The sequence below is a fragment of the Methanofollis sp. UBA420 genome, from assembly GCF_002498315.1.
Lineage (GTDB): Archaea > Halobacteriota > Methanomicrobia > Methanomicrobiales > Methanofollaceae > Methanofollis.
On the sequence record NZ_DAGX01000002.1, the window covers coordinates 137,567 to 149,884 of the forward strand.

The 12,318-nt window shown below is 54.5% G+C and carries 10 protein-coding genes and 1 tRNA gene; 3 read left to right on the forward strand and 8 right to left on the reverse strand.

Annotation, left to right across the window (positions count from 1 at the left end; genetic code table 11):
* The first annotated feature begins 16 nt into the window (after positions 1-16).
* Positions 17-1,519 carry a potassium/proton antiporter gene (locus BP869_RS00665; RefSeq protein ID WP_300165550.1) on the forward strand — a complete coding sequence of 501 codons (1,503 nt, stop codon included), beginning with the start codon at positions 17-19 and terminating at the stop codon, positions 1,517-1,519.
* Between the two features lie 39 nt (positions 1,520-1,558).
* Here the strand turns inward: BP869_RS00665 and BP869_RS00670 are convergent, their stop codons facing one another.
* Positions 1,559-1,705: a hypothetical protein gene (locus BP869_RS00670; protein ID WP_300165552.1), complete on the reverse strand. Its 147-nt coding sequence runs from the start codon at positions 1,703-1,705 to the stop codon at positions 1,559-1,561.
* 273 nt (positions 1,706-1,978) lie between these two features.
* Between BP869_RS00670 and BP869_RS00675 the strand changes: the two genes are divergently transcribed.
* Complete coding sequence (locus BP869_RS00675; RefSeq protein ID WP_300165554.1) at positions 1,979-2,242, forward strand: hypothetical protein; 264 nt, start codon at positions 1,979-1,981, stop codon at positions 2,240-2,242.
* A 217-nt stretch (positions 2,243-2,459) separates the two neighbouring features.
* On the forward strand, positions 2,460-2,936 hold the full coding sequence (locus tag BP869_RS00680) for a hypothetical protein (protein ID WP_342675965.1): 477 nt from the start codon (positions 2,460-2,462) through the stop codon (positions 2,934-2,936).
* A 23-nt stretch (positions 2,937-2,959) separates the two neighbouring features.
* On the opposite strand, the gene BP869_RS00685 is transcribed toward BP869_RS00680, so the two are convergent.
* The 7 genes from BP869_RS00685 to oadA form a co-directional block, all read right to left on the reverse strand.
* Complete coding sequence (locus BP869_RS00685; protein ID WP_300165558.1) at positions 2,960-3,232, reverse strand: type II toxin-antitoxin system RelE family toxin; 273 nt, start codon at positions 3,230-3,232, stop codon at positions 2,960-2,962.
* Positions 3,229-3,498: a DUF7557 family protein gene (locus BP869_RS00690; RefSeq protein ID WP_342675967.1), complete on the reverse strand. Its 270-nt coding sequence runs from the start codon at positions 3,496-3,498 to the stop codon at positions 3,229-3,231. Before BP869_RS00690 ends, BP869_RS00685 begins: the two co-directional genes overlap by 4 nt.
* Before the next feature lie 216 nt (positions 3,499-3,714).
* Positions 3,715-5,103, reverse strand: coding sequence for an MATE family efflux transporter (locus tag BP869_RS00695; protein ID WP_342675969.1), 1,389 nt, complete (start codon positions 5,101-5,103; stop codon positions 3,715-3,717).
* A 619-nt stretch (positions 5,104-5,722) separates the two neighbouring features.
* Positions 5,723-8,449, reverse strand: coding sequence for a tetratricopeptide repeat protein (locus BP869_RS00700; protein WP_342675971.1), 2,727 nt, complete (start codon positions 8,447-8,449; stop codon positions 5,723-5,725).
* A gap of 447 nt (positions 8,450-8,896) precedes the next feature.
* Positions 8,897-9,006: transfer RNA gene (locus BP869_RS00705), tRNA-Met, on the reverse strand.
* A gap of 72 nt (positions 9,007-9,078) precedes the next feature.
* The gene (locus BP869_RS00710) at positions 9,079-10,554 is read right to left on the reverse strand and encodes an acetyl-CoA carboxylase biotin carboxylase subunit (RefSeq protein ID WP_342675972.1); all 1,476 of its coding nucleotides are present in this window, start codon (positions 10,552-10,554) and stop codon (positions 9,079-9,081) included.
* A gap of 20 nt (positions 10,555-10,574) precedes the next feature.
* A complete protein-coding gene (oadA, locus tag BP869_RS00715) occupies positions 10,575-12,317 on the reverse strand; it encodes a sodium-extruding oxaloacetate decarboxylase subunit alpha (protein WP_342675974.1) in 1,743 nt (580 codons plus the stop codon).
* Between the last annotated feature and the right edge of the window lies 1 nt (position 12,318).

Consider the following 12,318-nt stretch of genomic DNA (forward strand, 5'->3'; position numbering starts at 1 on the left):
CGCCCGATCTGTACTCATGTACTCATACATGGCGCTCACCCTCGAAATCGTGCTTGTCGGCATAGCGTTGCTCTTCCTGATCAGCATCATCGCAAACAAGTTCTCTGAGCGTCTCGGCGTCCCCGCCCTCCTTATCTTCCTCATTGTCGGGATGCTGGCGGGTTCGGAGGGCCCGGGCGGGATCCCGTTCGACGACCCCGTGATTGCGCAGGCCATCGGGATTATTGCGCTTGCCTACATCCTCTTCTCGGGCGGCCTCAACACGAAGTGGGAACAGATCCAGCCTGTGCTCTGGCCGGGGATCGCCCTCTCTACCCTCGGCGTCGTCCTGACTGCAGTCCTGCTCGGCGCATTTGCCGTCCTGGTCCTCGGGTTCTCCCCGCTTACGGGCCTTCTCCTCGGTGCGGTCGTCTCGTCCACCGATGCGGCTGCAGTCTTTTCAGTCCTGCGGATGGCACGAGCGCGCCTGAAAGGAAACCTGCGGCCGTTCCTCGAACTGGAGTCGGGGAGCAACGACCCGATGGCGGTCCTTCTCACCACCGGCATTATCGGCCTCATCCTCACCCCGGGATCGTCGATCTTCTCCCTCGTCCCGATGTTCGTGCAGCAGATGGCGGTCGGCAGCATGCTCGGCTACGTGATGGGCATGGTCCTTGTGTCTCTCGTCAACCGTATCAGACTTGAGTCCGAAGGGCTGTACCCCGTGCTCACCCTGACCATAGTGCTGTTGACCTACGGGCTGACCTCCACACTCGGAGGAAACGGGTTTATCGCGGTCTATGTCGCTGGCCTTGTCATGGGCAACAGCACCTTCGTTTACAGGAAAAGTCTGGTCCAGTTCCACGACGGGATCGCATGGCTGATGCAGATCGTGATGTTCCTTGCACTGGGTTTGCTCGTCTTCCCCTCGCAGCTCGCTCTGGCGGTCGTTCCGGGCCTGCTCGCCGCTCTCTTCCTGATCCTGGTCGCACGGCCGGTTGCTGTCCTGGTCACGCTGCTCCCCTGGAAGATGCCGATGAACGAGAAGATCCTGGTCTCGTGGGTGGGACTGCGGGGGGCCGTCCCGATCATCCTCGCGACTTATCCCCTCGTGGCAGGAGTGCCCGGTGCGGACCTGATTTTTAATATGGTCTTTTTCATCGTCATCGTCTCGGCGCTGGTCCACGGGACATCGATCCCCGCCGTCGCCCGTCGGCTCGGTCTCGCCGCCCCGGTCGAAGAACCGCTCAAACTCTCGCGGGAGTTCGAGGCGGAATCCGATACTCCGAGCAAAATGCTCGACCTGGTCATCCCCCCGGACTCCCCGGCTGTGGGAAAGCAGGTCGTCGACCTGGGGTTGCCGAAAGGTGCCCTTATCATTCTCATGCAGAAAGGGAAGAACCGCTTTGTCCCGGGCGGCAGCACCGTCATCGGGGCCGGCGATACGCTCCTCTTCCTGACGACGGAGGACCTGGTGGATGAGGTTCGTGCCAGATTGGTCGGGACGGAGGGGGAGGTGTCGATGCAGACAGGGGAGTGAGAGTCCTGCCGCCCCGCACTCCGTCGAGAAGAGTGTCGATTACAGCAACCTCTCCTGGAGCGACGCCTTCGGGGAGGCGATCAACGCCACGTTCCAGAAACAGCGTTTTCCGAACCGGGCGCCTGTCGGCACGGAGGCGGCCGTCGGGTTCGTCCCCCGCACCGTCACCCTCACCGCGGCGGACAACGGTTACGAAACCCTGGCCAGGACGAGCATCTTCCTCGGCTGCCAGGTGAACGATGGGAGGGCCGGGTCGTCAGGCGCCCTCAAGGCGGTGATCGCAAACGAGACTGTGACCGTCCGCACTCTTTCCGGAGGCTTCTATGAAGAGTCCTACGACGCCTACCAGCCATTCATGGCGGCGGTGAAGGGGGCGCTCTCTCACGCATTTTTCTCTCCCTTCACCGGAGTGGCAGGTACCAGAAGTTTGATATCCCCGTCGTGCATGGTCTCTTCTCTATGCTGCACACCCGCGAGATCATCAGGAAGATCTGGGACGCACAGGGCTACGGAAACCTTGCCGTCTGGGAGGACGGCACGACCGCCGTCATCGCCCCGGGCGAGACGCCGGAGAAGAACGGAAAGCCGCCCCTTGCGATCTTCAAGCCCATTCCCCTTGTGGGAGGGTTTTCGATGCTGGACTTTGCCACCCACGACGCCGCACTGCTGGAGCACGTCGAGACGACGATCAGGGAGGCCGGGGTGGAGATCGAGCGGGATTGAGGGGGCGTGTTCCCCCTCGATGTGGTACCGGAAGCGTTCATGAACGGTCTTCTCTGATCGGAACGTCCTTTCGCCGTGAGGCGGCATCTGCAGAGAGAGGGCATAACCCTCAATCGGAGTTTTTATAGTGTGCCGTTTCCCGCTATCATCTTTAGAAATTGCGAAATGCGGTATCAAATGATCGGGTTTTATCAGCACGAAAAATCCATCCCCCACTATGAATAGATCGTCGTTTTTCCTCCTTGTTGCGGTTGTTCTCGGCCTGTTTCTCCTAACCGCCGGGTGCCTGCAGGCGCAGTCCGGACCCATCACGCCTGTCACCGGTGCGGCAACCCCCTCGCCGGAGGTCACATCGCCCTCCACCCCTGACATCGTCGGGGTCTGGACAGGCACGTCGAGCGGGCACATCAAGACCGTGGGGTTCCGTGAGAGTGCTGCCCACCGGTACACCATCACGGCACAGAATGGATCAGCCTTTACCGGCTATAAGGAGTATACAAAGGCGGACGGCGTCAGGTATTCGGAGAACTTCTCCGGCGTCATCACCTCTGACGGGGAGATCTCCATCATCGATCACGACGACGGCTCCGCACTCGGCGAGTTCATCGGACAAGATGAGATCGAACTCCGGTACATCGAGAACGAGGACACTGCGGTGGCCCTCCTCTTCCATCTGAAGAGGGAGAAGAACTGATTTTTCCCCTTCTCTTTTTTCGATCAGTATTTCCGATACACTGTACGCCGATGTCCCACCTCGATCACGTGGATGACCATCACGTCGTCGACGATGGTGAGGATGGCGCGGTATTCGCCGACCCTGAGAGAGTAAAATGGCGGGTTCTGTCCTCCCTGTATCTTCTTCACATGCCTCTTCGGGTCCGTCTCCCCGGCGAGCGACATCAGTTCTTCACCGATCGCGAGGGCGTAGTCCTTCGGGATACGCTTGATGTCACGGCGGGCCGTCGCGGAGAAGAAGACGCGGTAACTCATTCGTCTTTCAGCTCCGCCATGACCTGTTCAAGGGTATAGACCCGACCCTTTTTGATATCTTCGAGAGACTCCTCGATGGCCTTGATGGTGGCGTCGCTGAGGGGTTCGTCATCGACTGCCATCTCCACAAGCCGCTCGATCACGTCGGTGTAGGATTCCCTGGGGTGGACCTTGAGAGAGTCCAGGCGGTGCTTGAGGGGGACCCTGATCTTGATGGTGGTGGTGTCGGTGGCAGTGGGCATACCTGAGTATGCGGAGGTATCCATGATGAAGGTTATGATCGTCTGTATCGATCTCTTCTGAAAGGGGAGAAGAACTGTTCCTTCTCTTTTTTCACGGTACGGAGAGGCATGAAGCCTCTCGATCACCGCTCTCTGTCCTCCTCTCCCCGCAGGTTGCACATTTCGTTGAAGATGAAATACTAATTTTGCATATTTTAGTAGTTCGTTAGTATTTCTGGGTGGGGGAGGAAAGGGCGGAGGTCAGGGAGATACACCTGTCCGTGTCGAACCGCCCTCGTTCGCGGGAAATACTCGCGTGATCGCCCTCCTTACCCCGATATAGGCCAGCACCGGATCGGCGAGGAAGGAGATCGTATAGAACATCATCACGCTCGTAAAGGTGGCCGGAATAAAGCCCAATTTTACCAGGGCCACATAGGGCAGGATCATGCCGATGTTCACGAAGCAGGCGATATAGAAGATGTAGCGTGTCTGGCCCGTCCCGTAAAACACGCTTCTCAGGACCGTGCCGATTCCAAAGCCGATATAGGGGATGATCAGCCACCAGAATGTTTCGGTGGAGTATTTCACCATCTCGGGGTTCGGATTGAAGAAGGCAGAGATGTTTTCCCAGTACAGAACCCCGATCAGTGCGATCGCGACCATGATCGCGATCACGAGGATCATCGACGTGATCACGACGTTCTTGGCCTCACGGTACTTTTTCTCGCCGAAGTAGTTCCCGACGACGACGCTCGTCCCCTCCCCGAGTGCGAGGACCGGGATGAGGAGCGTCCACATTACCCACATGGCGAGCCCGTAGCCGCCGAACTCGTTGGTGCCGATGACGTTCAGCACGAGGAGCAGGCCCATGTACCCCACGTTGCGCACGAGGGAGTCGAGACCGGTCCACCCTCCGATTTTGAACAGCGGGACGACATTTTCCTTCCACGTTGTCGAGGCGATGGTCACCCAGTCCAGATGAAGCAGGTGAAGGGTATAGAGGAGCGATATCACCATCAGGGCGATCTTCGATATCACGTACCCGATTGCCACGCCCTGTATGCCGAGGTGGAGCGAGAGGGAGGTGTTCGAGATGAGGAAGAGGTCGAGGATCATGTTGAGGATGACCGAGACGAGGACAAGGTAGAGCGCCTCCCTGCCCTTCTGCATGGACTTGATGGCGATGAGGAAGAGGTAGGCCACGGCCTCGAATGGGAGGGCGACCGACTTCAACACAAGATATTGTGTGGTCATCCGGACGATCTCGATGGGTGTCCCGATCGTCGACACGAACTCCGATGTGAAGAGGAGGACGATCGAGGTGACGATCAGGGCAAAGGTCACATGCAGGATCAGCCCTGCTTTTAAGATGGAGATGACTCTTTCGCGGTTGTGATAGTTCTGTGCAATCAAAGCCAGTATCCCGAATGGTATCGCTTCGTTGACAATTTCGATCGTCACGGCGATGAACTCGTATTGCTCCGTGATTGCCAGGGCGTCAAAACTGATCTGGCCGATCCAGTAGACATTGGTGAGTTCGTAGAGCCTGGGAATGAGCATGGCGAGGATCAAAAAGCCGATGAAGTGCCATGGATAGGCGCGTGTGATGGTCTCCCACTGATTTTTCATTGATTGGTAAATTGACACGATAAATCACCAGAATGTGTAATGGGCATACATTGTGGAATTATTTGACGAAAAATGGTTTTATTTTATTCTGATTTGTTATCGGATATTTAATCGGGGAGAGAATCATCTTTTATACGAGATCTATCGAAGAAAAAGAGATCTTCAAGAACATCGCCCGGAGAGGGAGAGGATCAGATGTCCCTGAGGGATGATCGTGTGATCGGATCCGGCATGGATTTCGTCTCCGATATTTTGAGAATTGATCCCTGGGGGTACGGGAGGGGCGATTTCGTTCCCGGTAATCGGGATACTTATAGTCCTGTTCGTTGGGATAGGTGTGAATGGTGATGAAGACGGCATCGAAGGTGCTGTTCAGCGATTGGAACCGTGCGGTATAGGATCGTGTTTGTTCACCTTTGTCCCGAAGACCTAAAGATTGAAGGCTCTGATCCTGAGAGCATCGTTGATTGCGTTTCAGGGAAACGCGTTGACTAGGGGGGTTATGGTGTCCAGTGCAGGTGGGCTAGAGGTGCTGCCGAAAAGTTCTCCTGGTTGATGTCGAGTCGAAAACGGAGATGCTGCACCCTGCAGTTACTCTGAAAGGTGCTGGGGTTTATCGGGTGGTTTGTAGAATAATTCATCTATTCTTGGGATTATCCTTTTTGAGCGAATTTTCTCGCGCTCTGACCACAATGTTTAGGATTTCTGGTTTTTCGGTTTCTCCGAAGCGTGCTACGATCGTGTTGTAGACTGCTATCGCTTCCTCTGCTCGGCCAAGGGCATTGAGGGCGAGACCCTTAATCTCAAGGGCCCCTGCCACATTTACCTCCGATTCTTCGGCTTCTCTGAAGCGTTCTACAATCGTGTCGCAGAGTGCTATCGCTTCCTCTAACCGGTTGAATTTGCTAAGTATGATGGCCTTATTCACGAGGGCCTGTGCTACCTGTACCTTCATCTCCGGTTCTTCGGCTTCTCCGAAGCGTTCTACAATCGTGTCGCAGAGTGCTATCGCTTCCTCTAACCGGTTGAATTTGCTAAGTATGAAAGTCTTATTCACGAGGGCCTGTGCTACCTGTACCTTCATCTCCGGTTCTTCAGCTTCTCCGAAGCGTTCTACAATCGTGTCGCAGATTGCTATCGCTTCCTCTAACCGGTTGAGTTTGATAAGTGTAAAGGCCTTAACTAAGAGAGCCCGTGCCACCACTCCCAGGATCTCTGACTCTTTTGCCTCTCCGAAGCGTTCTACGATCGTGTCGTAGACTACTATCGCTTCCTCTGACCGGTTGTGTTCGTCAAGTGTAAAGCCCTTATTATAGAGAACCTGTGCCACTCGTACCTTCATCTCCGGTTCTTCGACTTCTCCGAAGCGTTCTACGATCGTGTCGTAGACTACTATCGCTTCCTCTAACCGGTTGAGTTTGTCAAGTGTGAAGCCCTTACAATGGAGGGCCCGTGCTACTTTTACCTTCATCTCCGGTTCTTCGACTTCTCCGAAGTGTTCTACGATCATGTCGCAGACTGCTATCGCTTCCTCTAACCGGTTGAGTTTGTCAAGTGTGGAGCCCTTATTAAAGAGAGTCCTTACCACCACTTTCTGGATATTCGGCTCTTTTGCATCTCCGAAACGTTCTAAGACCTTATCATAGGTCGCTATTGCCTCTTCTGGCTGGTTAAGATAGAAAAAAGCGACGCCCTTTAAACACAGTGTGTCGGCGATCTTTCTGTCAATGTTAACCATGCCGGATCTGTTGCTGTTGCATCGTTCTAAAATTGTGTCATAGATTCTAATGGCGTTTTCATACTGTTTTTGTAACACAAAATAAGATCCTAATGAATCGTACGTTTCTATTATCTTGCCATCATAAAGCAAATCAGATGGATTTATTTCAGATAAGTGTTTGTATAGATCCAATTCTAAGTTCAATGCCTGGATTTTTTCAGGCTCATGTTGATTTATTTCTTTCTCTGCTGTAGTAATGATTTTCAGTAATTCTTTTTGTTGTTTTGCCTCTAAATTGGTTTTATTAAGTTCTAATGCCTTTTTAATTGCTTCTTTATAATTTGAGGCCCTTACAAAATTACGAATATCCTCTAATGTATTTTCAGTTTCTTCAATTGTGTTGTTCAGCCACCTTTTTGCTATTTCTATTCTATCTATTATGGTTTGCAATGAATAGATGTCATCATCAAGTTCTCCCTCTTTTGTTGGAAGAGAGATTCCAAGTTGGTTGACATAAAAACCAAGTGGATCTGTGGTCAAAATCGGGTTTTTAATCTCAAAAATCCTGATGATCGTGTCTAATACTTCTTTTGCTGGAAGTTTGCTCTCTTTTTCACATTGCTTTTTTCTTTCGGGAGATTCTTGGTAGTCTACTAATCCTGACTCAGATTTATTTATATGCTGATAATATGACGCTAATTCTAACCGAGATCGTAATGTCATCCGGTTTATTTTATTCGGTATGTTAAGTCTATCTTTTGACACAAGATCTTCGAACGTCAAAACCTTGTTTTCAAGAGGCAGAACCTTACTTTCAGGAGTTAGGACAAAAAATACGTTTTGGTGTTTTTTTAACCAATCTGGTAAAGTCTCCAAATCAGATCGCTTATGGCAGAACCAGTATATATTATGTTTCAATGTTGATTTACAGCGATGCTCTATGGATTTCATTATTACATCATTTTCCCAACCACTATATCCTATCACTATAGGAGATCGTCGAGATAGTAATTCCTCCAGCAATAATCTCATTGATGAATATTGATCTGGCTTCGAAGTACCTCTTTCATAGATCTCACAGGCGAGATTACAACAATCATAGAAATAATGACTCCCATGGACCTGAACAACTTGAATTAATCTATCATTCTCCGGGTCTATTCTTTCAGCTGTACCTGGATGGTCACATATTACATGAGGACATCCGAAAAGTGTTAATGCTCGGGATAAGAGATTATCAAAATTAGGGGTAATTACAACATTTGCTATATTGATTTCCTTGTATTGTGATAATATGTGGGCCAATCGAAGATTGGCATGAGTAATCACCGCATTATCAATTATGTTTGATAAATATTGTTGACGAGCGTAATTATCGGGATAAGCACATTCAAATAAGTGAGAATATCTCTCCATCGGATCTTTTGGAATTGGTGTTTTCAATAAATGATCTTCTTCTGCTTTCTCCTTGCAATGCTCTTCTATTTCTAGTGATGTAGGAATTGCTGGGGATGAGATGCCAGCACCAACCAAGAAGAAAAAAGGATAATTTTTGTTATTTACTTTACCATAATCACATACTGATTTTATTTTGCCTATTGCCTCATCTAAACTAAGAATCTTTGGCTTATTTGTTTGTTCCATGACTGCTAGTCTACTAATATGTGTATAAAATAATATAGATGTCGATTTTATCTTAATCCTAAGGTTTAACGTGTATGATGAAAATTTTGTGGTTTTTTATGTATTAGTTCTGGTGTAATCTCTTGCGTGCTTGATTCACCTAAAACAAGCAATTGATGACATCGTCCTCTAATGGCTGAGGTCCTGAAGATAGATCGCATATCCTCTTAAGAGCCCGAGAACTCTGAGATCAGAGTGGCATCCGGGCCGTAGGGGAGGAAGACCGACGATTCATCTAGCATATCCCTATATTCCAGTGGGGAGGAACGCCGCGGCGATAGTGACTGGGGATCTTGCCAGAGAATTGTTGTTCACCGTGAAAATATGAGTCGGTTGCACGAGGAGCACCCGTAAGAGTGACAGGATACTCTTGCACGATAAAAAGATCCAGAATTGACTTCAAAAGAGTGCTGCGAGGGGGATCCGAACCCCCGACCTCCAGATATCTCAGATCTGGGCGCTCCGTGATGCTCAAAACCCTATGAGTCTGGCGCCCTAACCAACTAGGCCACCGCAGCACGAGTGTTTGCACCTAAGTGCATTATAACAAGGACGGATGGATTAATAAAGGTTATTGTGGGGAGGGGGGTTCAGCGCCTCATCTGGTTGATGTAGACGTTGACCGCGGCGGAGATCGCCGCCGTCTCCTTCCCCTGGCGGAGGGAGTCGGCGAGGGTCTGCATGCGTGTCTCCTCCTCGCGCAGGTACCGCCGGAGACTCTGGGCGATGTGCTCCTCCTGGAGGAAGTGGGTGTGCGTGTTGCCGAGCGCGAACTCCCGATTGTGCATGATCGCGTGGTGGAGGGGCAGCGTCGTCTTCACGCCCAGGATGACGTACTCGTAGATCGCCCGGCGCATCCTCTCGATTGCCTCCATCCTCGTCTGGCCGTGGGCGCAGAGCTTCGAGATCATGGAGTCGTAGTTCGGCGGGATCGTGTAGCCCATGTGGATCCCTGAGTCCACCCTGATGCCCGGGCCGCCCGGCGAGCGGTACCGGACGATCTTGCCAGGGTCGGCCTGGAAGTTGTTCAGCGGGTCCTCGGCATTGATCCGGCACTCGATCGCGTGCCCCCGGATCGAGACGTCCTCCTGATCGAAGGAGAGGTCCTGCCCCGCGGCGACCGCGATCTGCTGCTTCACGATGTCGATGCCCGTGATCATCTCGGTGATCGTGTGCTCCACCTGGAGACGGGTGTTCATCTCCATGAAGTAGTAGTCCCCGTCAGAGTACAGGAACTCGACCGTGCCCGCGTTCTTGTAGCCCGAGGTCTTTGCGACGGTCACCGCCGAGGCCGACATCCTCTCCCGCAGCTCGTCCGTCATGATCGGGCAGGGCGCCTCCTCCACCAGTTTCTGGTGACGGCGCTGGATCGAGCACTCGCGGTCGTACAGGTGGAGGGTCTTCCCGTACCTGTCCGCGAGCACCTGGAACTCGATATGGCGGGGCTTCGTGAGATACTTCTCGATGAAGACCGTCGGGTCGCCGAAGGCCGACGCCGCGATCCGCATGCTCCCCTCGATCGCCTCCTCCAGCTCTGCCGGGGAGTTGACGACATGCATCCCGATGCCGCCGCCGCCCGCGCTCGCCTTCACGATCACCGGGTAGCCGATCTCCTCCGCGACCTTCGCCGCCTCGTCGATGCTCTTGATCCCGCCAGGCGTGCCGGGCAGGACGGGCACGCCCGCCGCCTGCATCGTCTGCTTGCTCTCGATCTTCGAGCCCATCATCTCGATGGTCTTCCAGGACGGGCCGATGTAGGTGAGGCCCTCGTCCTCGACGAGTTTTGCAAACTTCGCGTTTTCCGCCAGGAACCCGTAGCCAGGGTGGACCGCCTCGGCGCCCGACATCTTCGCGATCTCGGCGATCCTCTCCATGTTCAGGTAACTCTTCTGCGGCGGGGCCTCGCCGACAAAGAAGGCCTCGTCCGCATACTTCACATGGAGGGCGTTCTTGTCGGGGGCCGAGTAGATCGCGACCGTCTCGATCCCGAGTTCGCGGCAGGCCCGCATCACCCTGATGGCGATCTCGCCCCTGTTTGCGATGAGCACCTTCTCAAAATATCTCATAGGACCACACAGAGGGGAGTTTATTCGACCACCATCAGGACGTCCCCGTTCTGGACGACGTCTCCCGCATCCACAAAGATCTCACTGACCTTGCCGTCGGCAGGGGCATAGATCGGGTTCTCCATCTTCATCGCTTCGAGGACCAGGAGGACGTCGCCCTTCTGCACCTCGGCGCCGGCCGAGACCCGGACCTCAAGGACCATGCCCTGCATGTTGGACTTGATGCCGCCGGCGATCTCGCCCCGCGGGATCTCCTTGCCGGCAGAGGGTGCGGCCGACTCGACCGTACTCCCCTCGACAGAGAGGATCCGGACGGAGAAGATCTCGCCGTCGACCTCGACCTCCATGAAGCTCGGGATATCGGCGGTGCTCGCCGCCGCCTGCGCCTTCTGCGGGATCGCCTCGGGCTTTCTCTCGCCCTTCAGGAAGGACGGGGCGATCGCCGGGTACATGATGTAGGTGAGGACGTCCTCCTCTTTGCGGACGAGGCCCTCCTTCACCGCCTGCTCCCGCATCTTCTCGTAGGCGGGTTCGAGAAGGTCGGCGGGCCGCACCGTGATCACCTCTTCGTCGCCGATGATCAGCGCCCTGATCTCGGGGGAGATCGGCGCCGGCGACCGGCCGTACAGGCCGCGGACATAGTCCTTGACCTCCTTCGTGACGTTGGAGTACCTTTCCTTGCCCATCAGGACGTTCAGGACCGCCTGCGTCCCCACGATCTGGGAGGTCGGGGTGACGAGGGGAGGATAGCCGAGGTCGGCCCGCACCTTCGGGAGTTCGGTCAGCACCTCCTCCATGCGGTTGAGGGCGTCCTGCTCCTTCAACTGGGAGACCAGGTTCGAGATCATCCCGCCGGGGAGCTGGTAGATCAGGACGTCGCTGTCGACCCTCTCGGAGATCGGGTCGAGGAGGCCGCCGTACTTCTCCCTGAGGCCGACGCAGAGGTCCCGCACCGCACGGAGGGCGTGCAGGTCGATGCCGGTGTCGCGGGCCGTGCCCTTGAGGGAGGCGACCACGCTCTCCGTCGGGGGCTGCGAGGTGCCAAGGGCGAAGGGCGACATCGCCGTGTCCAGGATGTCGACGCCCGCCTCGATCGCCGCCTGGTAACTCATCGGGGCGATCCCGCTCGTCGAGTGGGAGTGCAGGCAGACCGGGATATCGACCCTCTCCTTGATCCCCGCGATGAGTTCGCGGGCGGCCTCGGGCATGATCAGACCGGCCATGTCCTTGATGCAGATGGAGTCGCAGTCACGCGCCGCCATCTCCTCGGCCATATCGATGAAGGTGGCCGTGGTGTGCACCGGGCTTGTCGTGTAGGAAATTGTCCCCTGCAGGTGGGCGCCTGCCGCCTTCACGCTGGTGAAGGCCTTGTCCATGTTTCTTATATCGTTTAAGGCGTCGAAGACGCGGAAGATGTCGACGCCGTTCTTATAGGCGGCATCGACAAAACGCTCCACGACATCGTCGGGATAGTGGCGGTAGCCCACCAGGTTCTGCCCCCGCAGCAGCATCTGGATCGGCGTCTTTGTCAGTTCGGCCTTCAGGTCTCTCAGGCGGTCCCAGGGATCGTCGTTGAGAAAGCGGATGCAGCTGTCGAAGGTCGCACCCCCCCATGCTTCCAGGGAGAAAAAGCCCACATCATCCATCTTCCGAGCCAGAGGGATCATGTCCTCCGTTCTCATGCGGGTGGCGATGAGCGACTGATGGGCATCCCTGAGCGTCGTATCGGTGATATATACCCTTTTAGAACTGGCAGCACTCATC

Excerpts from the sequence above, each read along its gene's own strand:
- BP869_RS00665 (WP_300165550.1), top strand. The coding sequence starts at position 17 with ATGTACTCATACATGGCGCTCACCCTCGAAATCGTGCTTGTCGGCATA.
- BP869_RS00675 (WP_300165554.1), top strand. The coding sequence starts at position 1,979 with ATGCTGCACACCCGCGAGATCATCAGGAAGATCTGGGACGCACAGGGC.
- BP869_RS00680 (WP_342675965.1), top strand. The coding sequence starts at position 2,460 with ATGAATAGATCGTCGTTTTTCCTCCTTGTTGCGGTTGTTCTCGGCCTG.
- BP869_RS00685 (WP_300165558.1), bottom strand. The coding sequence starts at position 3,232 with ATGAGTTACCGCGTCTTCTTCTCCGCGACGGCCCGCCGTGACATCAAG.
- BP869_RS00690 (WP_342675967.1), bottom strand. The coding sequence starts at position 3,498 with ATGGATACCTCCGCATACTCAGGTATGCCCACTGCCACCGACACCACC.
- BP869_RS00700 (WP_342675971.1), bottom strand. The coding sequence starts at position 8,449 with ATGGAACAAACAAATAAGCCAAAGATTCTTAGTTTAGATGAGGCAATA.
- BP869_RS00710 (WP_342675972.1), bottom strand. The coding sequence starts at position 10,554 with ATGAGATATTTTGAGAAGGTGCTCATCGCAAACAGGGGCGAGATCGCC.
- oadA (WP_342675974.1), bottom strand. The coding sequence starts at position 12,317 with ATGAGTGCTGCCAGTTCTAAAAGGGTATATATCACCGATACGACGCTC.